The sequence below is a fragment of the Paenibacillus sp. NPDC056579 genome (assembly GCF_042793215.1).
Taxonomy (GTDB): domain Bacteria; phylum Bacillota; class Bacilli; order Paenibacillales; family NBRC-103111; genus Paenibacillus_S.
Window position 1 is genome coordinate 1323027 of record NZ_JBHTVD010000001.1, and the last position, 21065, is coordinate 1344091.

Consider the following 21065-nt stretch of genomic DNA (forward strand, 5'->3'; position numbering starts at 1 on the left):
CATTTGCTCACGTTGCTTGTCATTAACCTGAAAATAAACCTCCCCCAAAAAGTAGCAGCACAGGTTCTCCTTGAAATAACAAAATTTCTGCTTGTATTTTTCCTTGATCTTTTCTAAACGGTCCATAAAAAATTTACCTCCATAATGTAATAATAACTATGTAGATATTAGCCCTAGAATATACGGACCAAGAGTCCATATTTTCAAAAAAGCTTTTTCATGGATTACAGTTCTTTGATCGAAAAAATGGAAATAACAACCTTGTCTGGACTATTCTAGTGTATCGTCTTACCATTTTACGAATTCTTGCGAAAAAACTCATTAACTTCCGTCCAGGATAGGCATTTACCCCTTGCTGAAGTTCGTCTTCCTTCTGTTCTGCACCAGCGATGGCATCAGTATTTGCAATCCAACGGAACGGTGGTTCCCTAAGGTTTGAGATGGTGACTAGCGCCGTTACAAGCTTGGCCGGAGCGCATTCGTGTCCTTCATTCTTTACTTTAATGAAAGCCCGGAATTGTGGATTACGCTCGGCGTAGTCATCTATAGATAGCTCAGCCCAGAATGTGAAGCAGCTTGGTTCGACAATAGTCGTTTTGATGCTGTATGGAGCTAGTGCAAAATGTAACGCCTCCATCCAACCCTCTAAACCTAACCTCGAAGAAGCGTACGCAACGTTGTATTCAAATCCGACCAGCCCAACAAGTGAAGAGATTGAAATAACATGCCCTGAACGTTGCTTACGCATCACAGGTAACACGGCGCGGGTTACGTTCATCGGACCGAAAAGAGTGATTGAGAATTGACGTTCGATCTGTTCTAAGGTCTGTTCCTCGAAGGAGCCATCATAAAAGCTACCAGCGTTGTTGACTAATACGTCTATACGTCCAAATCGGTCGACTGCCAACTTCACGGCGGCCTCTGCATTAGTTGGATCAGTAATATCAAGTTTCACTATCAATAGATTTTCGTGATCACCAAGGATTGTGGCTAACTTATCTGTATTACAACTAGTGGCAACGACCTGGTTGCCTTCGGCAAGGGTTGCTTTTGCGAGCTCAACGCCCTTTCCACGCGCAGCATCTGGGATGAACCAAACTTTCTTATTACCCGACATGGTATCTCCCTCATTTCGACTTTAATCCTCTTTCATTGAAGTAACTGGCAGATTACAGCAGACTTATCCGCACAAAGTTCCAATTCGTTAAGCTATTACTTGAGGTAGCATTCTACTGACCTCCCCATCGTTGAACAAGTCCTTTGCCTGCCGTTACGATCAGCGTCTGACCCAGCGGATGAGTATGCCATGCTGTCCGTGTGCCTGGCTCGAAAGTGACGCTGGCTCCAGCAACGCGTGCAGGATCTACCGCTTCAAATAGTGGATCAATGCGAACCGTGCCGGTAAAATATTGATAGTCCTTTTCCGGATGGTTGGGATCCAACTCTTCGGATTTCCATTTTCTAGGTCCCTCCGTTAGAATCACGTATTTGTTTGTGCGTTGTTACTCCCGCCGCTTACCGTCTCCACCCTCCTGATGAAGACGATGTAGGATAAGATGGCCAGTAAACTGGTTGTAAAAATAACGATTCCAAAAGGGATGGCTGAATTCTCGCCCGCGAAGTCCCACAAGCGGAGAAGTAACTGCACCCAATGCAAATTGAAGGGTGCCCAGTACAGCAGACGCACTCCCCGCAATATGTCCATGCGATTCCATCCCTAAAGTAACGGAAACTGGACCAATGATCCCAATGGATACAGCAAATAAGAAGGTTGAAATAAATATCGCCGGTAAAGATCCCATAGAAAGTACTGCTGCCAGGATCGCAGAAGCAGAAATAAAGGATAGCAATAATCCAATACGAATTATAGTGCGTTCGTCAGCCGACCAGCCGATTGTTTGACAACCTGCGATCCAATCATAATAGCAAGACCATTCATTGCAAAGAGGATCGAAAATATTAATCAAATTCATTTGATTAATCAACTTGTGTCTATTATTATATAATTTAGAACGCAAATTCAATGGTTAAAAAACTGTGATTTGTTGATATATCAACGAAACAACCGAAATTGTTAAGTAACTTAGAAAGTTTGGTGGGAGTACGATGGCTAATGTGGATCGTAGAATTGTGAAAACACAGGAAGCTTTGAAGAAAGCTGTTATTGAACTAATGACTGAAAAAAATTTCGACGATATAACCATTCAGGATATCGCAGACCGGGCCAACCTAAACCGCGGGACCATTTACCTTCATTATCAGGACAAATTTGATTTATTGGATAAACTCATAGAAACACACCTTAATGAATTAGGAGAGATGGATGAATGGGCATGTGAGATGGATTGGAACGAGGCTCTTGTACCTTATTTTGAATATTTTGAGAAAAATTATTTATTTTTTTCGACCATGTTAGCAAGCAAAGGGGTGCCGTCAGCTTTTAGAACGAGGCTTCTTGCTTCTTTTATTGAAGGATTCAAAGGTGAGATTGACCGAGATAGCGGAAGAAATGCAGATTTACAAGAAGATGTGATGCTACAATATGCCGGTACCGCTTATGTAGGTGTAATAGAATGGTGGATCAGAAACGGGATGCCCTATCCGCCTCAAGTAATGGCTAAACAAGTCGGAGCTTTGTTGGGGAGAAGTCTCTAGTCCTTAACTAACAATCCTTCTGGGCTTGCGACTTAGGTAGCGGTGATTTGCCCGTTTACTAAACGCCTAAACGGAATCGGCCCAAAGGGCTGCATGTTAGCTCCTGCGCATGTTTGTGATCACTAGATATTTTTAGTATTTATTACATTTCGTCATCACACCATAGTTCAGAAATTAAAAAGACCATCAAGAATATTCTCGATGGCCTTTGATGTTAAAACCGATCGGCCCGACCATGGATTTTGCGGAAGGGATCACCATCAAGGAAATATCCAATTACGCCGGGGGAGACCGCACTCATTTCGGCAAATCGTTCCGCAAAACGTACGGCATGTCGCCGGTCCAATATTTGCAGCAGTTGAAAATGAATGCGGCCAAGACGCTGCTCAAGGAAACGGAGCACAAGCTGTCTGAAATTGCTCACTCCGTTGGCTATCCGGATCTATTCACATACTCGAAAGCGTTCAAAAAATATGTGGGTATGCCGCCAAATCAGTACAGGCATAAAAACTAAGACCGCCCGGAACAGATTCTTGGCACAGATCGGCCATCGGAACAACACAGAATTGACAAGAATTCTGTTCCGATTAAACAAAAAATCCGTTACATCAGAGGATCATTATCTGACTATAGTTTTGACACTTGATTACGCTCTTTTCTTCAATGATAAAACAATAAGTAATAAAAAACCTTTAACCATCTTGGCATCGCATTCAAATACACCTCAACATCTATTTAGACGTTATTCACTGCTAATGTTATTTCCACAAAATCCCTTTGCCGATTTATCAATCCACATATCCCTCCCACCATCCGTCGGGAATGAGATAATGTTCTTGTCACCCGACAGTCGTGAATGATCTTGAATAAATCGTCCATATTACACCCCAATGTTTTATTTTGTGTACTGACGCATTCCGAAAACAAATTCAGTAGGAAGCAAAAAAATTTAAAACGCTACTGACATACTGTTGTCAGTAGCGTTTATTTATAATCGGAGTAAGTAACCGTAAAGTATTTAGGCTCTAATTGATATGATATGGTATTGTATCATTTATTAAAGGAAGGATGATATTTCGTGAATTTTGCTTCTGTACGCATCATTACCGACGACGTGGATCGTCTCGTCGAGTTTTATGAGAAAGTCATGGGTGTTTCCGCGGAACGCCCCGCACCCGTCTTTGCTGAACTCGTTGTGCCATCGTGTACCCTGGCGATCGGCCACTCCCAGACGGTGCAACTGTTCGGAGCTGGTTCCGCTGTGGCGGCCGACAATCACTCTGTCATCATCGAGTTCCGCGTCCACGATGTCGATGCCGAATACGAGCGCCTGAAGCCGTTTGTCGACGAGTGGGTAAAGGAACCAACCACGATGCCGTGGGGGAACCGTGCTGTGATGTTTCGCGATCCCGACGGCAACCTGGTTAACCTCTTCGCCCCGGTTACCGAGGAAGCGATCAAACGGTTCAGCGGTAGACGTTGACGCACAGTTGAAGTGTGTGAGGCGAATTTCGTAGTTAGTAATTTGCTGATCGCTTCATAGAAAGAGACAGACCATAGCAACGAGCTATGGTCTCTTCATTTTATCTAGGTTCTTCATTATTTATCGATTCCGACCGCCAATAGAGAATTGGTTGCTTTTCGAAATAACTTTTCTTGAATCTTACTTAAATGAGAGCCTTCCCCACACCCTGCATCTAATATGCTTGTCAGTTCATTGGTTCGGAGTTGATTGATTATTTTATATCACAGTAGTTAAGGGATCAAAAAATCCGCTTTTGCTGAGTCAAATAAACCCAAAATATTTGTTAAAAAGATAGATGGGTTAAGTGATCTGTACCTCTCCTAGTTCATTCTTGCATGACGAAATAAACTGCCAGTTAGCTTAATACGGCTGCCGATAAATGCCGGCAGCCGCGTAGTAGTTGACTATTAAGCTATCGTACCCGTTAGCGTAATCGCTAGTTCGACTCTTTTTTTGTTTATTTTTTTCATAATGTACTAAGCCGTAGTTCAAAAAAATACTGTACAATTGGATGCTTTAACTTCATCTTCTCGGTCAAGTTTAAAATTCGCTTTTTTCCAACTCGTCTGTCAACCAAAGCTAGAATATTCAATAAGATATCGTTGCTCTCTATGCTTTCCTCTATAGAAATGGATAAAAACTTATTAGCTACAACGATAAAATTTGATTTACTTAATGATGACTGTGCTGACAAAAGCTCCTTTGCATGTTCTGATATTTTTCTACTTCTTGCGATTACTATTAAACGATCCTCCGGAACACTCCCTTTGGTATCTTTTCTAACCGCTTCAATTTCTTCATTGTTGATAGGAAGCTGGATATCTGAATCATTCTTAATTTCCAACTCCGTCTGATACCATTTGATTAAGGTATCACTCATATTGAGTACGTTCTTTTTATCTACCGCAATATAACAAAGTCCTGCTTTATCTGGTAAATAGCGGTAGCTTGTTGAAAGATATTCGACCCTTCCATATAACGCAGGACTGAGAAAGCTCTCCAGATGTTGCTTCAATTTGCTCCAGGCCATTTCATCCTCCTATTTTTTATAAAATACCCATTAAGGCACTCGTTCTATTATCCATAATACAATAACCAACACATCGATCAAAGCAACCTTAAACCCAATCCTCCCTCCTCTATGTTCGAGAATGTATTCGAATTCGTTTCCCCGACTAAGAAGCAGTTCCGATATTCAAACCTAACTCGGACCCATACCTTTATATTTACCAAGTATCATCAAAAACTCCACTCGGGATTGATTAACATTGAATTTCGATATTCTTCCGCAAGCATCTTTTATTTCGCTACCCTCCCGTTAATGCAAAGAAGCTTCCAATCGTGTCGGTAGCTTCGTCCATTGATGTGTATTCAATTATAGTAGCCATTAATTTAATGATCCTGAAACCAATAGACCAAATGGATAGATGGAACGCATCCTCCACAAGACGACGAAACAAACATTATCCCATTTATCCATTAAACACTGGTTGAACACCGTTTCACGTCTTCTAACATCAACAGACATGACAATTGGTGCCATTGCCGGTAAGATGGGTTTTTCATTGCTAGAGCAATTCAGCAAAGCCTTCAAAAAATACTTTGGTATGACAACTACACAAAATAAAAACTTAGGAAAAAACTAATAGTTGTATCGCTTGCTAGGGGTTCTACCAGTATAACGTTGAGGACGTGGAAGATTTATTCGCCAGTAATACACAGACCCTTTTACTTGTCTTCCTTAAGTGGGTAAAGGGTCTGTTTTTCATGACAATCTTCCTGAGTGTATGGACAATCACTTTATGAAGCGGGATCTTAATCGGCCTATATTCTTGACACTCAACATGAAAAATTTGAAAAAGCATGAGAACGGTGCAAATACCGAACTCATGCCATATGGAGTTTAACTATATTACTGTCTAACTCAAGCTTCAAACCTACTGCTGACTATAAAGCTTCCCATTATGCATTAAGAACATCCATACATTTAGTTGTATAACACTTTGTCTATATTGTATTTAGCCCTGTACTTATTAATGATATAGGTTTCGTAAATTTCTCTATCGACCGGGTCCTCAACTATACAAACCTCTATTTTAGTAATTTCGTTTCTATGATTTTTGATTGGTGATACAGTATCCTCAAAATGTTTTTTTATCCTTGGCCGTAACTTCCTCGCTTTACCGACAAATAACATCTCCTCTTTGTCGTTGTAAAACATAAAGATGCCACCCTTTTCCCTGGTAATTAAGTGGAAATCAGTAAACCCGTAAATATTGCTTAGCTCGGGACTATTCTGTTTGGTAATGGTAACATCCGGTGTGGGAATGGTAATGTTTATCACGATCGTTCACATCCTCTTCAATATAGGTCTATATACTAACACAAATTCCACGGTAAAACCATTTTTCTACTTTGAAGGAGTTAACTGATTTGTCTCCCCAAAAGACAACAGCTTTGGAAGAGAATACAACGTCTAGTTCGCCTTTTTGATTGAACTTTATCAACGCAACTCAAATTGTTCATCAAAATGGCTTATCAACGCCAATGCCTCCTCATGATCAGGCTCAAGATCTAATAATTTTCGTATGTACCTCCATGCATCTTCGACTAAGTCTAACTCGAAACAACAAATGGCTAGACAGTAATATACGGTTGAAATGACCTCATTCGGTTCTTGATGTACCGATATTTCCAAATACCGTTTGGAGTGTTCGTACATGTCCATCTCAAACAGTACCAATCCTGCATCAAGGGCTAGATCATAACGCTGCTCCATGACGTAGTATGAAGACCACATCAGTTGAATGCCTCTTAAGATATCCTGCTTTTCTTCATCGTTTGCCTCTGGCAACAATCTGGAGATCTGCTTCGTGCTTTGAATGAAAAATTCCGCGTCATATCCACCCAAACGCCAAAAACTTAATATTTGCTCTAGTTCCATGCTATCTAGATTGCGATCTACCCAACCTTTCATAGCAAAAAATTCGTCTGGACCAAAGCGTTCAACACATCGACGATAAGCTAATCTCATATTTGGATATTCCATTGGTTTTTCTAAATTGAGGATACAGCCAACATTTATATTTTTATAATGATGTGGGGGGAATAACGCCGCGGCTCCTCTTTGTTCAAAGACATGCTGAATCGCATGGTAGTTTGCCGTTAAAGAAAAACTTCCATGTAAGACCAATACCGGCGGTTCTGCGAATTTCCAGTTATCTAGTAAGTGATCTCCTTTGTCTGCTGTTATTAATAGGAATCCCGCTTGAGACAACAGGTTTAAATGCTCTAAACAAGTTATTCCAGCGGCTGGAAATAAAATATGCGAGTCTTCTAGTTGTTCCTGATAAAGGGAAATGACATTACGGTAAGGATAGGTCTCTTGTTCGTACTCAGGCGCTCGTCGGTGCTCATAGTGTAAAGTTATTTGATCTAACCATTCTGATGGTTTAAGTGAATCACTATGTTCGGGATATTCGATATAAACATCTGTTTCATAAATTTGCCCATCACCAACATAAATCAACTCTTGTGGAATGCTATCAAAAAAGTAGTTGGCAACAATGATTAATGGTTGTTTTAAATCTCCTTCACTAACGGTTGTACCTGATACAATGAGGTTCAGTACTTTATCATGGACAGCATCAAATCGCGCAAAATCAAGTACTCCCTCAGTGATAAAAGATTGTAGAGCGGGATGTTCCTTCCAAGCCATAACATTGTTCATCGCCAAATCCGTCATGATATAGCGGAACCGAGGCAGTGATATCCCAGCGTAGTCTCTTAGTTGACACAACTCATGCAAAACATGGTACGCAAGGCGTCCTGCTCCTGCTCCAAGCTCTACAATTAAAACAGGATCTAAAGAATATTCCTTATTCGCGCGATCTTGAAGAAACCCAAAGATCATTTCTGCATATGCATTAGCGATCATCGGATTACTCGTTATATATTGAGGAACTTGGTCATTGTTCCAGGCCTTCGTTCCTTCCTCTTCATAATATTGTCGCTGGACATTCCATATAGGCGCTTCACTGAAGCGGTAACGTTGTTTGTTAGTACCTGTCATTTATACGATCCTGCTCTCTTGAAATATTACCTATAACTTACCTTACTAAGTACCTTTTTTATACGACAATGATTTCTACACACTTTAAAAATCCATCTGGTTCCGACAATCCAAGCGCTACCTCTAACTTCCGCCGTGATACTCGTAATAAAAAACTTCACCGAGATCACATCATAACGGGTCGATCAGGGTTTGTCTAGTTCTTTCTTCCAAAAGCTTACTACTGTATGATCTTTTAAATGCATAGAAGCCCATTGGTTTTTTCGTTCGAAGCCAATTTCGTCCATCATCTTTATGGTTTCTTTTACATTAGAGTTTTCGACTCTCAATTCCATAGATCGACTTAAATAAATTGCTCCCTACTACTAATATTCCTAACTATATTACTAATTTTCCCAATTATCGAAGAGTTAATTCATTAGAGTAAATCCTATGCCTACGTATCAAGAACCAGCCAATAAAAAATCAACGGCTAACATCCTCCTAATCACAACATCATATGAGGAACCAATTCCGACGAATTAAAATATAAAGAAGGCAGCCTAGTCGGAGACTGCCATAGTAGCCATCATTAGTTGTTTTTATTTGTTACATTGCATCTTATTTCCGTAACATTTCTGCATCCCTTTTATTAGTTTAAAAGCTTAGCTTTAACTCGTGCCTTTTCGGCTTCTTCTTCTGTAAAGCCTTCTTTAATCAACTGCTTTTTAATTCTTACAGCAAATAGATCTGCACCCAATTCTAGCTCTGGTGTATCAGCAGCTTTATAACGTCCAGACATAAGTTGAATAGCATTATTTAATTTCTTTTTCTTCTCCACACCCTCACCTACTTTCAACTATTCACATTACCTATCCTAAATCTCAATCATGACGCAAATCCACCTACATTAATGACACTAATTTCCCTACATTAACAATCAATATATCACAACACTTGATATCGCAACATTATTTTACAATTGAAAAAACTTTTAATCCAGCAAGATATTTTTCAGCTGTTTTTTTTTTTCATTATTAAAACATATTTTTTTCAGACAATTTATTTTAGTCTTCTTCTCTTTATTTTGATACACTCAGGCCATCGGACTGTGCATGGAACCATCCATTCAAGCATTTCTGGAGAAGCAGTCCCGCATAGTTTTTTGTTTGAGTGACTTGTTCAGACAGACTTCACGTTGGCCGCATTTTCAAGTTGCGCTTCCGCTCAGACAGACCCCTTCCTGTGTTGAAAAAAAGGACCCGCAAACTACCGGGTCTCCTTCTCTTTTTCATAAAGTATTCTTGACCATGCAGGTCATTACACCTGACTCGTGAAGCGCTTTAACCAATCCTCGTAGAAATACCATCTCCTGCTTTGTTAACGTAGTACCGGCATCTAAAACTAATTTTATGAGTTAATTCATTTTTATTGATTGATACAGAACATTTCGGTGAGTTTTAATTGTTCATAAACATCAATTTCTGGATCAACCATTGATCGAAGTTCGTACCCTTCTAATAAACTGATTAGCATATTGACCATTACAAGAACATCTATATCAGTACGGATTTGTCCAAGCTCTTGTCCTCTAATAATAATCTTTGACATAAAATCAACCCAAGCACGATATTGTTTTATCATCCATTCACGAACAATTTGATTTTTCCTTGAAAGAACGACCATTTGATAATAGGCAGCAGTCCATAACTCCCGATCTACTCCCCCCGTACCTACATGTACTAGATGCATTAATCGTTTTAATATCAATTGAACATTGCATGTTTCATCCGATAATTCTTTTAAAGTCTCTTCTACGATGTGATCAAAATCTCGATCTAATCGATTTTGTATAACTTCATACAACAGATCTTCTTTATTCTTAAAATGGACATAGAATGAACCCTTTGTTTTTCCCGTTCCTTTCATAATGTCATCAATGCTCATTGCATCATACCCCTTATCTGCAAGAAGTTGAAATGCAGAATCGATAACTTTCTTTTTAGTTTCTTCACCAGTTGAGTACTTCATATAAAAATTAGCTCTCCTTTACCAATCCTGTAGTTAATAGTACGAACAAGGGTTCAAGAATTGCCTAATAATAATGAACCCTTTTTCCTAAATCAAAATATTTGTAAATTTGGGTATTGACTGGATGGATAATTCTGTATATCATGAAAACATTCTAACCGGTTAGTATGATTTTGTCTATAATCTAATTAAGGAGTTGGTTTAATGACATTATCTCAAAATAATGCAAAGAAGTGGATGTTATTATTTGTTTTATGCTTTTCAATGATTTTTGCATTTTTTCCACAGTCCAAAGCAGAAGCTTCTGGAACTCGGACTTTTACTACTGAGGATGGTTTATGGGACAATACTGCTTATCTTACTTACTGGCCAGGAACGAATATTGTAGAAAAGAATGTACAAGTTGATGTTTGGAATTTAACGAGAATATCAGATAACTACAACCCATTTGCAGTTCGTCCTACTCAATTATCCGTTCGCTTATGTAATGCTAGTTCAAAACAATGTACAGAATATAAAACATTCAACACAATTAAATCAGGTTATGGACGGGTACAATTTTATAACGTGTTACCTGGAGTCTATAATGTAGACATTAAGGATCATATCTATTGGACTAAAGTAAGTGGCAAAAACCTTGTAATTGAATGGAGATAACGATCCCTTTTGGCAAATCCCGTTTGCAAAACCCTTGATTTCATCCTCACTCAATGGTCCATTAAGACTGAGGTAGCTTTAACAAAATCCCCCTTTTTTAATTCGGAATTCCCATTGAATCACAACTTCGACCACTTGTATAATATCACAGGTATTTGAATATCACACAAGCAAAGGAGATCGGCTAATGAAGAAGAGATTCTGGACCATTGGATTATCATTCGCATTTTTATTGGCTTTATTGATCGTACCCGTACAGCAATCATTCAGTGCACCCGAACCCTCTGCCAATGCGGGCAGCATCTCCGGCAGCGCATTGAATGGGCAATATCATCTGGATAATGTCGTAAAAATTTATGTTCCTTCCACGATCAAAGGAGATATACCCATCAGTAAGGAAGCGCATGAAAAGCTCGTAGATCAGGCGCTTACGCAATTTTCAGAGTGGTTCGGAGGCGCTACGGCTGTCGAGGGAACAGGCGCTTGGATGGACAAAGATAAAAAATTGATCAAAGAAAAAGTGACGATTGTATATGCATTCGCTGATAAGCTGGATAAAGAGGATGTGAATCGAGTCGTTACCTATGCGAAGCAAATGAAAGAGGATCTTTTGCAATCTTCCGTATCCATCGAAGTTGACGGCAAGATGTTTTTTATTGAATAATTCCAATTGTCAGATGAAAATAAAGAATTAGACTGACGCGATAAACGAAACAGCAGCAGCCATGGACGAGAAAATAAAGTCCTAGACTGCTGCTGTTTTATTGAACAAATATTCCCAACTGAAACGTAATGTTCAAAGTGATTAAAGTTTTTTTGACTGATTAACTTTTTTTATCGCATTCTAATTCAGGGAGACAAGATAGTCGGCAAGTTTATCGAAGGTACCCTCAAGATCTTGTTGAAGCTTTGGAGCCATACCTTTATAGGTTTCTTGTTCCTCAGCTGAAGCGTTCATAGGGTAACCTTTCAGTTTTAAAACAGTTTTACCTTCGTCATCTTCTAGCGTTATGATATTCATAATTTCAAGAGGCCAGCTCACGCTAAAAGGCGCCCGGACCGTATTGCCTTGCTCATCGGAAAAAGATCGAATATAAGCCACTTTCTCAGGTTCGACAACCTCTTGGTATGCAAATTTCCCCCACATAACCTGATTTCCGTCAGTAGACGTCTGAATACCTAAAAACTCGCCACCTGATCGAGCGTCCATTTTAACTATTTCAAGGGTGACCCCTTTGGGTCCCCACCATTTCGCGAAATGCCCGAGTTCTGTCCATGCTTTAAATACGAGTTCGCGAGGGGCATCGAATACACGCGTAATTGCAGTTTCGAACGATTGATTCAGATTGTTATCCATGAAAATCCTCCTTGTTTTTCATGCAGCGTAAACTGGCCCCTTCAACAAGAAGAGTTCTGCCACGATACATGATCCTGCTTCTGCGAGAAGACGTACTTGGGTTTCGATCGTCGACGCTGCTGGCAATGGCTGGCCAAGCCTTTCCATCAGCTAGTAGATTTTACGTCCAACAAGCAGACCATCGGACTGGTCCATCAGGTGCACCTGGTGGAGCTCCTCATCCGGAATCACCTGCGTGTGGTCACAGCAACCGCCGAGTATCACATTCGTCATAAGGATTAAACGTCCTCATATGCAGCTTCCTTAAGTCTACATTTTATCATCCAAAAGCAGGCCCGGTTTCTCATGGATTGCTAATGTGCACAGTACGGGCCATGCCTAAATTGATGGTAAATATTCTGTTCACCTTCTTGGATCAATTTATTTCTATTAAACTCATTTATTTCAAGGCGGTCACCAGGTTAGCGTGCCCGTTACTTCAAAGAAAAAAGGATCAGATGCCAGCTGCGACGATCTGTTCCTGGTCTTTGCACTATCGTTAGCTCAATGATCTATCCCTGATAATTGATACCTGCGATCGATATAACCCCAAGTTTCAACTCTCTGTAACTTCTTTTTTTTGAAGTGAAATGTAATGCTCCCCCACCTTTATCATTTGCTCCAGAATGGGTTCCAGGCTTTTCCCAAAATCGGTTAAGCTATATTCAACCTTCGGTGGGACGGTCAAAAAAGCGGTGCGTTTAACGATATTGCATTCCTCCAGCTCCCGCAGTTGTGTAGTAAGAACATGCCTGGATATGCCGGATATTAACCGTTGAAGTTCACCAAAACGTCGGGTCTGCTGAAGCAGTTCAAATATGATCCTGGGTTTCCACTTCCCACTAATCATTTGTAGCCCCACTTCTACAGGGCAACCAAAGGTTTCGTTCTGATAAGGCATCTTTTACCTCCACATAGGTCAGTTTTTTATGACTATGTCATCTTATTCTGCGTACTTAATTTATTGCTGGTATTCAGATAAGCTAGCATATATAAACATCATATAGAAAGAGGCGATTCTATGAAACCCCCCATTCGTGATATAACGGTCATGAATCCAGAAGATATGAATGCTGCGTTTGCAGAAGCTTACAACTCAGGTGACATCGATAAATTGCTTGCTCTATACGAACCGGACGGTATTCTGGTTAATCCGAACGGCGGCTATGATCAAGGAATCGAACAAATCCGAAAAACTCTAGAAGAACTATTGCGACTACAAGGCAGCATGATATCCAAGAATATATACTGTATCCCTTTTGAAAATATCGCTTTGCTCCGGGCACATTTTATCCTTCAAACTGTAGGTAAGGATGGGAATCCAATACAAATCCTAGGTCACACTTCTGAGATACTGAGAAAACAGCAGGACGGCAGATGGCTCTATATCGTTGATCACCCATATGGGGCAGAACTATTAAGAGGAGTAGATTCGGCCGGTTAATATAAAAAAAAAACTTGGCGATATTTATGCTACTGTTCAGTGCATATGGTAATAACTAACCTCCCCATTAGCACAACGCGGCTCCCGATATCCAAGCCGGCAGCCGCGTCAGTTGTTTATTCAGCTATCGTACCCCCACCATTCAAGCAAGTTACCTTATATGTTAACAGCGGAGTAATATCAGGGCGAAAAAAGTTTCCAATGCCCTTCAGAAACAACTTCGACTGTTCCGTCGATCACTTTGATGGCGGTCTGATCATCAATCGCATACGCCGGCCCCTGCATCCCGGCCGCCCATCTCTCTGCAGCAGCCATTGTGTTATGCGGCAGCATCTCGTGATCCAGATGCGGAAACATTGCAAAATCAACCAGTCCCAGTGCTTCATCGCCACCGTTGGGTGGAGTCCAGCCAACGAAGAATTCCCCGATGTTAGGTGCCATCACCATACTCCCGGCGCTCATTCCCACATAGACTGCCTGCAGCGACGGCAAGAGATCTGCCAGCCCGGATTGCCGCATCCAGTAGCACAGGTAGAGGGCGTCGCCGCCCGCCACCAGCAGGACGTCCGTCTCCCGGACCAGCGGTATCCATCGGTCTTCGCCGATGGTTGGCAGCGCTGTGAGCTCCAGCACACCGACGGACTTCCAGCCCAGGTCGACCATGGGATTCTCTTCTTTCCCGCTGATGAATTCCCAGGCTTTGACCCCGGGGCCGACCCAGGGGTGTCCGTACATCGCGGTGGGGATGCACAGGGCGTTGGAGTCGGCGATCGGCTTGCCCAGCATGCCAACCAGCGCGTCGTTTATGCTTTTGTTATTGATGCCACCAGATGTAAGCAGAAATTTCATAACTTCACTCCTTTTCTTTGTGTGCGTCTGAGGTTTATTCCATTAGACTTTTCAAACGAGGGTGCGGATTCCAATCAAACATTCATTTGCGTTTGTAAACTTCGTAATTTCCCTAATGCCTAGGTGTTCGACAAACGATTGAACTATCCTGCCCGTTACTTTAATGAAAAAGCAGCCGATCTTGCTGAACGGCTGCTTCGTATCATTATTGAACTATCGTACCCGTTAACGCAATGAGAGCTGTGGATTTTGTTCCAAATACAAAAGAGTCTACGAGTCGCCCAAATAGGACGACTCCGCATCTGGACTTCTCAGCATTAAGTTCGATAATAGGACAGCACCCAGCACACGCCGTTTCGGTCGGTAACGATGGCCAGCAGTCCGTTAAACGGAGCTTCGTACGCTTCCGAATTAATAATCCCTCCGGCCGCGAATTCTTCGTAGATCCTTTGGAACGCTTCCTCCGTCTCGATTCTCAAGAAAACTCTCACGTAATCGCCTTTCATTACCGGCTTTGCCGCTTGAGTATCAGCAAACTTAAGGGTTGCCCCCTCTACATGCAGGTCCGCGTTAAGCACCTCTTCCCCTTGCTTTCGAAGAATGGCAATCTCGCCACCAAACACGCTTTGATAATACTTGATTTCGTCTTTGCAATTCTCCACTACGATAAACGGATTTGCTATCATCAATTACATCCCCCTAAATTTTATTTGATCCTATTTGGAACGCGCGATTTCAATGGCATGAGCGACTTCTTGCTCGATATTTAAATAATAAACGGATACCCAGCCCAAATCGGGATACATACGATACGACCTTGCGTTCCCTTCTTCAATCCATCGATCACGTTCCGTTTTCGGGATGAGCAGGTCAAACAAGCGGTTGCCTTGAAGATGCTTTCATTACCGTTCAACTGAAATTCTAACCCTCCGAGCCAATGAGGGTGCATAGTAACGCCAGCCAAAGTCAACAGCTCTTCGGTCAAACCTGCCCCTCTGTTCCCGCTCATCTCTTCATCTCCTCCTACTCGCTCAGATTGCGAAGCACGGTTTTAAGCAGGTCTACCAACAAGTCATATTTCTCATCGGTAATGCCCTTCCGAGTTTTGTTCTTAACGCGGTCCAGCGCTTCCTGTACCTTCGGAACCACCTCACGTCCCGATTCTGTCAAATAGAGCAGCTGATAACGGTTATCGGTGGGATCGACTTCCCTCCGAACGTATCCTTCTGCTTCCAGCTTGGTAATTGCCTTGGCGGTAGTCGTCTTGTCAATGAGCAACTTCTCGCTTAACGCCTTCTGCGTAATTGGCTGCTGAAAAGCAATCGCCATCAGAAATATATACTGCCCGCTTCCGATTCGATATGGCGCCAGCTCGGCTGAGATCAATATCTGCATGTGGCGATAGATGGCTGAGATGTATTGGCCATGCGATTCCGTTGCGCCCTTATCAGGTTGTCTCCAATGCTCGCTCAATTTACTCTCTCCTTAAATAGGATGCTATTGCAACTATTTTTATGATAAGCCATATAGGATGCTATTGCAACTAATTTTATGAAAAATCCCACCATATTAGTCACCGCAAAACCTCGCTCTATTTTATTTTGCCTCCGTCGCGTCGCCTGCAGCTGATGAGGAAATATAAAGTTCTTTAATGAGATCGTCGGAGATACTTTGACTGCCGGTTGTATGGATTTACCGAAATATGGAATAGAGTTTATTTCGCTAATCTGTCCTTTAGGTTAATGAAAATGGAGCAGTCGCCTCGTCGACAAACTGCTCCATTGAACATAGAACTAACGTACCCGTTAGCTTAATTTATAAACCAACATGATATATGTGTAAGCGTAAAACCCTACACACCTTCAAGAGCTCAAATTTACGTGAGAGAATGAGAGCAGCCTTCCCTTGTCGTTTACTTCGGTGCCCATATTGAGATCCGTTCTGGCTTTGACCCAAGGCTGTTAAGAGAAGTGGTGCAAGCTCTGGAAGACGTTTACCGCATAATTTCCGATAGTAAAGAAGAAAGACCGGTATGCACCGGCCATTTTCGAAAACAATTCCGCTTTATATAGCGGCTTTCGCCATCTTTTTAAACGAACCGTACCAATGAATGCCGATTCCACCGTAACCGGGCATATCCTTGTAGTACCTTTCTATCCTCCTTAACTCGATTTCCATGAATCGGATTCCCTCGTCATAATATGTTATGAATTCCGGAATACTGACGCCATCCGGGGGGTTCGTCTCCGCTCCAACATATGCCTTCTTGCCTATTTTTCCTGCATATGTTATTTCCTGCTGGGATATTCGGATTTGTTCTTCTGAGCTGTCTCGATAAGCCATGATAGAAACAGAATCCGCGACGTCCAGTATATGGAAACTTAACGGCTTCTCCTGGCCATTAAATGTGACGGATACGGTTGGCTCCGGATCCTCATACCAAAAAGGAATTGCCGCATCAAATACCATGCTTTGTTTATGTATTAAATCTCTACTTTTCTGCAGAAGAGTCAAATATTGAGTTCCTATGTTCTGAACTTGATCAAAAAAATCCGGCAATAAATAAGGCTCGACATCGAGTTGAATACCATCAAAACTCGAGTCAGGATGCTCATTATTGTATTTCAAAATTCCCTCAATTCGACCAATGGCAATCGAATGATTCTCTTCCCGTGCCCATAATGAGTCACCTTCCAGTGCAAAGATACGGATTCCCTTTGAGTGAGCCAGTCGAATTAGATTGTTAAAAGCATCCGGATATGCTGAAAGCTCTTCTCCTGTATACACGAACAGCATATTAATCTGATGCAAGGTGGAAAACTGTATTAATTCATTTCTCTGCTTTTCGTTCGAAACTGACGCATAGTAATCCCACACCCACATCGCTCGTATTGACTGACTGTTGTTTGCCGAGGCCTGGACCACTTCTCTAAAGGGTGCTAGAAATGCAACAAGAAGCATCAATAGCAAAATATTTTTCATTTCAATCTCCTTTTTAATTTTTTTGAGAAGGAACAAAATGTAAGCGTTTTCCAAATCGAGCATGTTACCTACTCTATTTAATCCTATGACCTAAAACAGCAAATATTCATATAACATGATTTCCTATTGTTTCCTTTATAAATTTTTAAAAGTATGGTAAAGGGATGATTATATTTGGGCTTTATATTATAGACATAACCTTTTTTCATCCTCCTTGAAGCCCCCCTTTTTTTAAAAGGGGGTTTTTCTTGGACAGAACGGAAAACCGCAGCTTTGTGAATTCGGAAACGAGTCCGCTTAATCAACTGTTCTTTCGTGCCAGTTGTTGAGTAAATCTGCCTGTTAGCATAATGGAGCAGCTGCCGTCGACAAGCTACTCCAAGATGCGTTGAACTATCGTACCCGTTAGCACAACAGATAAATGCCACACTTCGTGTAGAATCTCCCAGTTAAGACTGCGAGAGCATGGAATAAGCCTCATTAACGGCTTTACGAAACAATTCGTCAGCCAAATTGATTCCTTCTACTATCACGAGTGGATTCAAAACATACTTTTGATAGTAAAACTTTTCCTAATTCACCCAGACATTCATCCAATCTTCTGAACGCATCTTCAGTGTAGCCTTCTTTGGTATAGCATACCAAATCAATGTCGGAATACTCGTCCAAATTTCTTGTGCCATCCGATCCCTCTAGCCAGAGGGCTAAGACATAATTATACCATAGTTTTCCTATGACATAGGGACAAGCTTCTGTATTATTTAAACTATCCTGCACTTTTGCTTAATCAAAAAAAGAGCAGCTGCCGCGGCGGCAAACTGCTCCTGGATGAATTGACCTAACGTACCCGTTAGCTTAATCAATTTTAGCTTCTTTAAGTACAGCAGTATTCGTACCAGATCAAAGTTACTATACTGAATCCGTTGTTTTTGTCGGGAATGTTATAAGCTTCTTGTTATAAAATGGGAATGTTATCAAGTTCTTGTCATCCGTCATCGGACGACACAAACATAATCCTATTATTGTCCTATGAAATGTTTTACCACACGGCTACGCGGATTGTGTTATCCTAAATAGCCTTCTCGACGTAATACCTTCCTCAATACGCAAACCATTACGAGCAATGTCGGCAAACAGCGCAATCGCAATGCCTTGGCGAATCCAATCAGAATCAGTCATAGGGACCATGACAACTTATCGGTTATGACTAATCCATCCTCTTGGAATAGCTAAAAACCTATCACCTCTTACGAGGCGACAGGTTTTTCACTTACATATCATTAAGCTTTGAGCTTATTCAGCTCTCGGCGCACGAGCGCCATCTCAAGAAACTGGCATTCATCGGATCGGATCCCCCATACCTGCTCCCGCTTGCCTGTCTTCTCATCCACCTTTTCGTCGACACATACCAACCCATAAGCCAGAGCATCAAGGCCATGCCGCTTGAATGTATCATAGATGTCCTGCGCCACGAGTCCGATATGCCAGCGCGCTGCATCGCCCTTCTCCCGGACAGCCTCCTTAAAGCGAAACATCTGGTATTGCATATCCGCCCAAGCGTCCAGGACGCGATCCGTAATCGGCTGAATATCCTGCTTCTGGTTACGATCGGACGTATTAATCACACCGTTGACGGAGTAGACGTCAGACCACCTTGCCGTGGACGATCCTAGCATCGTATCGCCATCCGAGGCGGGAACATAGAGTTTGCCGGAACCCTCCAGCACGGTCCGGGTCATAGGGACGCCGTCCACCCATACTTTCGTTTCTCGCGTAGTACTTGAGGACGCCGTATATTCGATCACATTTTCCGCCCAAAAGGTGCCCTTCCTGTACTTCCCACCATAGCCGACACTCGTCTGACCGTTGGCGATATAAGGCGATTCGACCCAATGGCGCGTCGGCGTCGTGACCGCTCCTGTACCGGACCACCGAAGCGAGTTGCTGGTGTTCATTTTATTCACCATCTCCGTCGTCCCACGGGCCAGAAGGGAATTGGCTTCGATGGCATCGGCTGTCCAGTTCGGATTAAGAACGGTACCGAGACTGCGCAGCCGGTTATTCGTATCGAGAATCGTAATCGAAGTATGGATATAGGTACCGATAAATGTGCAGAGCGACTTGCTCGAAACGCCGTTCAAGTTCAATACAGGACGCTTCCTGCCTGCTTCCAGTGTGCATTCGAAGCGGCCGTTAATGAACGTAACGCCCTCGACATTCGAGCCTTCCGTCTTCAGCAGCTCAAAGTCGCCTTCTCCGACCGGTGCGCGTTCCTGGAAGATACAATTCATAAATACATTGCCGTAGGAACGTGGAGTTGTATTCCGGTACAAATCTAGGATAACCTCATATCCGCGATACCGGCAGTTAATCCATGTATTTTCGTTGCAAGCGCCTTGTACGGCTCCGGTGACCGGATTGCGACCTAGCTGGAGTCCTCGGCGGACGGCGTACATTTCGAGTCGCTCGAATTTGTTGGCAATCGCTTCGTGTCCGTAGGTGGGCGAATTATAGAGTCGCTGTCCGCCGTTAAAGCCTCTGGACCGTATACGCTGAAAATCGCCTGAATAGGTGCACGTATCCAATGGCCAATACCAGTTACAGCTCGTGCCCGCAATAAGAACAAAATCGCTTGCAGACTGTCCGATGCCGTCGAAGATGAGAGCGGCTTGATAGGTTTCCCCTGCCGTGCCGCCGTTCATCCTAAGCCCGGATACATGGTCTTCATTGGCGGAATACAGATGCGGATCCACGCCGGTTCCGTGCAGTCCGAAGCCTTGTTTACTGAAGAAGAGCGGGCTGTTCAAGGTGATCGTTACAATTTCGGCAGGCAAATAAAGACGGATGCACGGCGATGCTTCTGCTGCCTGTTTGGCTGCTAAAAATGCCGCAGTCTCATCTCCGTTGTTGCCTATAACGCCGAACCATTCCGCATATACCTCGTGCGGGTTGTGCTGGCGAATCCAGCAGCCTTGGCCCGTAGGATCCGTCTCGCCTGCCCCGGAGAGGAAGCTGCTCAATGAAGCCGTTGTGCCGTCCCAAGGGACGGTCCAGCTGATGATCGTACCGCCGTTGTGCTCGGACTTCGCCCGGTCCGCATCATAGTAAAATAAGCCGTAACCGGCCGTCCCGCCGGGATAAAAGCCTTGCACGAACACCTGCTGGCCGTCCCACCCGCCTTGATACCCGGTTAGCTGCGCTGCACTGCTGATCGTTTCCACATAAGTGGAAGTAGTCAGCGATGTGAGCCTCGGGCCATTTGGACCCTTGCCATATACGGCATCGGACACGGAGCTCTCTTTCAGAGGCGCCCCGTTCAATGGTCCGGCTGCACCCAGTAACGTCGCCGCCCCGGTGATGCCCAGCGTAGCCAGAAACTTTCTGCGGCTTAAGACGCTTCTATCCGGTTCTTGTACAGCCTCCACATCGGGTTCAGGGGATGAAGCCTTTTGCTTTTCATCGGACATGGACATGC

The 21065-nt window shown here is 42.8% G+C and carries 22 protein-coding genes and 1 pseudogene; 7 read left to right on the forward strand and 16 right to left on the reverse strand.

Translation table 11 applies throughout. The features are described 5' to 3' along the window. Window positions 1–217: 217 nt before the first annotated feature. From ACFQ88_RS05995 to ACFQ88_RS06005, 3 genes and pseudogenes are all read right to left on the reverse strand, one after another. A complete protein-coding gene (locus ACFQ88_RS05995; protein WP_379452883.1) occupies window positions 218–1117 on the reverse strand; it encodes an SDR family NAD(P)-dependent oxidoreductase in 900 nt (299 codons plus the stop codon). 118 nt (window positions 1118–1235) lie between these two features. Further along, window positions 1236–1458: pseudogene (locus ACFQ88_RS06000) on the reverse strand (cupin domain-containing protein); the annotation flags it as partial. Between the two features lie 44 nt (window positions 1459–1502). Further along, the gene (locus ACFQ88_RS06005) at window positions 1503–1973 is read right to left on the reverse strand and encodes an MFS transporter (RefSeq protein WP_379452885.1); all 471 of its coding nucleotides are present in this window, start codon (window positions 1971–1973) and stop codon (window positions 1503–1505) included. 133 nt (window positions 1974–2106) lie between these two features. On the opposite strand from ACFQ88_RS06005, the gene ACFQ88_RS06010 reads away from it, so the two are divergent. From ACFQ88_RS06010 to ACFQ88_RS06020, 3 genes are all read left to right on the forward strand, one after another. Further along, a complete protein-coding gene (locus ACFQ88_RS06010) occupies window positions 2107–2655 on the forward strand; it encodes a TetR/AcrR family transcriptional regulator (protein ID WP_379452887.1) in 549 nt (182 codons plus the stop codon). A 211-nt stretch (window positions 2656–2866) separates the two neighbouring features. Beyond that, window positions 2867–3169: a helix-turn-helix transcriptional regulator gene (locus tag ACFQ88_RS06015; RefSeq protein WP_379452889.1), complete on the forward strand. Its 303-nt coding sequence runs from the start codon at window positions 2867–2869 to the stop codon at window positions 3167–3169. Window positions 3170–3733: 564 nt separating this feature from the next. Then, a complete protein-coding gene (locus ACFQ88_RS06020) occupies window positions 3734–4138 on the forward strand; it encodes a VOC family protein (RefSeq protein WP_379452891.1) in 405 nt (134 codons plus the stop codon). 508 nt (window positions 4139–4646) lie between these two features. Here the strand turns inward: ACFQ88_RS06020 and ACFQ88_RS06025 are convergent. Beyond that, window positions 4647–5210: an SF0329 family protein gene (locus tag ACFQ88_RS06025; RefSeq protein ID WP_239624528.1), complete on the reverse strand. Its 564-nt coding sequence runs from the start codon at window positions 5208–5210 to the stop codon at window positions 4647–4649. Window positions 5211–5607: 397 nt separating this feature from the next. On the opposite strand from ACFQ88_RS06025, the gene ACFQ88_RS06030 reads away from it, so the two are divergent. Beyond that, the gene (locus tag ACFQ88_RS06030; RefSeq protein ID WP_379452894.1) at window positions 5608–5826 is read left to right on the forward strand and encodes a helix-turn-helix domain-containing protein; all 219 of its coding nucleotides are present in this window, start codon (window positions 5608–5610) and stop codon (window positions 5824–5826) included. Window positions 5827–6167: 341 nt separating this feature from the next. On the opposite strand, the gene ACFQ88_RS06035 is transcribed toward ACFQ88_RS06030, so the two are convergent. The 4 genes from ACFQ88_RS06035 to ACFQ88_RS06050 all read right to left on the reverse strand — a co-directional run bounded on the left by ACFQ88_RS06035 (window position 6168) and on the right by ACFQ88_RS06050 (window position 10262). Beyond that, window positions 6168–6524, reverse strand: a complete 357-nt coding sequence (locus ACFQ88_RS06035) for a nucleotide excision repair endonuclease (protein WP_379452904.1) — start codon at window positions 6522–6524, stop codon at window positions 6168–6170. Between the two features lie 159 nt (window positions 6525–6683). Further along, on the reverse strand, window positions 6684–8252 hold the full coding sequence (locus tag ACFQ88_RS06040) for a tetratricopeptide repeat protein (RefSeq protein WP_379452908.1): 1569 nt from the start codon (window positions 8250–8252) through the stop codon (window positions 6684–6686). Window positions 8253–8883: 631 nt separating this feature from the next. Further along, window positions 8884–9090 carry a hypothetical protein gene (locus tag ACFQ88_RS06045; RefSeq protein WP_379452910.1) on the reverse strand — a complete coding sequence of 69 codons (207 nt, stop codon included), beginning with the start codon at window positions 9088–9090 and terminating at the stop codon, window positions 8884–8886. Between the two features lie 569 nt (window positions 9091–9659). Then, window positions 9660–10262, reverse strand: coding sequence for a TetR/AcrR family transcriptional regulator (locus ACFQ88_RS06050; protein WP_239624536.1), 603 nt, complete (start codon window positions 10260–10262; stop codon window positions 9660–9662). 204 nt (window positions 10263–10466) lie between these two features. Here ACFQ88_RS06050 and ACFQ88_RS06055 point away from each other — a divergent pair, with 204 nt between their 5' ends. Both ACFQ88_RS06055 and ACFQ88_RS06060 read left to right on the forward strand, forming a co-directional pair. Beyond that, window positions 10467–10919, forward strand: a complete 453-nt coding sequence (locus ACFQ88_RS06055) for a hypothetical protein (RefSeq protein ID WP_239624538.1) — start codon at window positions 10467–10469, stop codon at window positions 10917–10919. 187 nt (window positions 10920–11106) lie between these two features. After that, on the forward strand, window positions 11107–11583 hold the full coding sequence (locus ACFQ88_RS06060) for a DUF3574 domain-containing protein (RefSeq protein ID WP_379452913.1): 477 nt from the start codon (window positions 11107–11109) through the stop codon (window positions 11581–11583). A 180-nt stretch (window positions 11584–11763) separates the two neighbouring features. Here ACFQ88_RS06060 and ACFQ88_RS06065 read toward each other — a convergent pair whose 3' ends face one another. After that, a complete protein-coding gene (locus ACFQ88_RS06065; RefSeq protein ID WP_379452915.1) occupies window positions 11764–12276 on the reverse strand; it encodes an SRPBCC family protein in 513 nt (170 codons plus the stop codon). A gap of 595 nt (window positions 12277–12871) precedes the next feature. Continuing rightward, window positions 12872–13216 carry a winged helix-turn-helix transcriptional regulator gene (locus tag ACFQ88_RS06070; RefSeq protein WP_239624546.1) on the reverse strand — a complete coding sequence of 115 codons (345 nt, stop codon included), beginning with the start codon at window positions 13214–13216 and terminating at the stop codon, window positions 12872–12874. A gap of 120 nt (window positions 13217–13336) precedes the next feature. Between ACFQ88_RS06070 and ACFQ88_RS06075 the strand changes: the two genes are divergently transcribed. Further along, entirely contained in the window at window positions 13337–13759 is a 423-nt protein-coding gene (locus ACFQ88_RS06075) for a YybH family protein (protein ID WP_239624548.1), read from the forward strand. A 180-nt stretch (window positions 13760–13939) separates the two neighbouring features. Here ACFQ88_RS06075 and ACFQ88_RS06080 read toward each other — a convergent pair whose 3' ends face one another. From ACFQ88_RS06080 to ACFQ88_RS06105, 6 genes are all read right to left on the reverse strand, one after another. Then, window positions 13940–14608, reverse strand: coding sequence for a Type 1 glutamine amidotransferase-like domain-containing protein (locus tag ACFQ88_RS06080; protein ID WP_379452918.1), 669 nt, complete (start codon window positions 14606–14608; stop codon window positions 13940–13942). Window positions 14609–14925: 317 nt separating this feature from the next. Continuing rightward, complete coding sequence (locus tag ACFQ88_RS06085) at window positions 14926–15294, reverse strand: VOC family protein (protein WP_379452920.1); 369 nt, start codon at window positions 15292–15294, stop codon at window positions 14926–14928. A 30-nt stretch (window positions 15295–15324) separates the two neighbouring features. Beyond that, window positions 15325–15486 carry a luciferase domain-containing protein gene (locus ACFQ88_RS06090; RefSeq protein ID WP_379452922.1) on the reverse strand — a complete coding sequence of 54 codons (162 nt, stop codon included), beginning with the start codon at window positions 15484–15486 and terminating at the stop codon, window positions 15325–15327. A 145-nt stretch (window positions 15487–15631) separates the two neighbouring features. Further along, a complete protein-coding gene (locus ACFQ88_RS06095) occupies window positions 15632–16081 on the reverse strand; it encodes a MarR family winged helix-turn-helix transcriptional regulator (RefSeq protein WP_239624555.1) in 450 nt (149 codons plus the stop codon). 591 nt (window positions 16082–16672) lie between these two features. Continuing rightward, on the reverse strand, window positions 16673–17653 hold the full coding sequence (locus ACFQ88_RS06100) for a glycoside hydrolase family 18 protein (RefSeq protein WP_379452925.1): 981 nt from the start codon (window positions 17651–17653) through the stop codon (window positions 16673–16675). A gap of 1217 nt (window positions 17654–18870) precedes the next feature. Further along, window positions 18871–21063 carry a tail fiber domain-containing protein gene (locus ACFQ88_RS06105; protein WP_379452927.1) on the reverse strand — a complete coding sequence of 731 codons (2193 nt, stop codon included), beginning with the start codon at window positions 21061–21063 and terminating at the stop codon, window positions 18871–18873. Between the last annotated feature and the right edge of the window lie 2 nt (window positions 21064–21065).

What these genes read in the sequence shown, in the direction of transcription:
- ACFQ88_RS05995 (WP_379452883.1), bottom strand. Translation starts at nt 1,117, where the DNA reads ATGTCGGGTAATAAGAAAGTTTGGTTCATCCCAGATGCTGCGCGTGGA.
- ACFQ88_RS06005 (WP_379452885.1), bottom strand. Translation starts at nt 1,973, where the DNA reads ATGAATTTGATTAATATTTTCGATCCTCTTTGCAATGAATGGTCTTGC.
- ACFQ88_RS06010 (WP_379452887.1), top strand. Translation starts at nt 2,107, where the DNA reads ATGGCTAATGTGGATCGTAGAATTGTGAAAACACAGGAAGCTTTGAAG.
- ACFQ88_RS06015 (WP_379452889.1), top strand. Translation starts at nt 2,867, where the DNA reads ATGTTAAAACCGATCGGCCCGACCATGGATTTTGCGGAAGGGATCACC.
- ACFQ88_RS06025 (WP_239624528.1), bottom strand. Translation starts at nt 5,210, where the DNA reads ATGGCCTGGAGCAAATTGAAGCAACATCTGGAGAGCTTTCTCAGTCCT.
- ACFQ88_RS06030 (WP_379452894.1), top strand. Translation starts at nt 5,608, where the DNA reads ATGGAACGCATCCTCCACAAGACGACGAAACAAACATTATCCCATTTA.
- ACFQ88_RS06040 (WP_379452908.1), bottom strand. Translation starts at nt 8,252, where the DNA reads ATGACAGGTACTAACAAACAACGTTACCGCTTCAGTGAAGCGCCTATA.
- ACFQ88_RS06050 (WP_239624536.1), bottom strand. Translation starts at nt 10,262, where the DNA reads ATGAAGTACTCAACTGGTGAAGAAACTAAAAAGAAAGTTATCGATTCT.
- ACFQ88_RS06055 (WP_239624538.1), top strand. Translation starts at nt 10,467, where the DNA reads ATGACATTATCTCAAAATAATGCAAAGAAGTGGATGTTATTATTTGTT.
- ACFQ88_RS06060 (WP_379452913.1), top strand. Translation starts at nt 11,107, where the DNA reads ATGAAGAAGAGATTCTGGACCATTGGATTATCATTCGCATTTTTATTG.
- ACFQ88_RS06065 (WP_379452915.1), bottom strand. Translation starts at nt 12,276, where the DNA reads ATGGATAACAATCTGAATCAATCGTTCGAAACTGCAATTACGCGTGTA.
- ACFQ88_RS06070 (WP_239624546.1), bottom strand. Translation starts at nt 13,216, where the DNA reads ATGCCTTATCAGAACGAAACCTTTGGTTGCCCTGTAGAAGTGGGGCTA.
- ACFQ88_RS06075 (WP_239624548.1), top strand. Translation starts at nt 13,337, where the DNA reads ATGAAACCCCCCATTCGTGATATAACGGTCATGAATCCAGAAGATATG.
- ACFQ88_RS06080 (WP_379452918.1), bottom strand. Translation starts at nt 14,608, where the DNA reads ATGAAATTTCTGCTTACATCTGGTGGCATCAATAACAAAAGCATAAAC.
- ACFQ88_RS06085 (WP_379452920.1), bottom strand. Translation starts at nt 15,294, where the DNA reads ATGATAGCAAATCCGTTTATCGTAGTGGAGAATTGCAAAGACGAAATC.
- ACFQ88_RS06100 (WP_379452925.1), bottom strand. Translation starts at nt 17,653, where the DNA reads ATGCTCGATTTGGAAAACGCTTACATTTTGTTCCTTCTCAAAAAAATT.
- ACFQ88_RS06105 (WP_379452927.1), bottom strand. Translation starts at nt 21,063, where the DNA reads ATGTCCATGTCCGATGAAAAGCAAAAGGCTTCATCCCCTGAACCCGAT.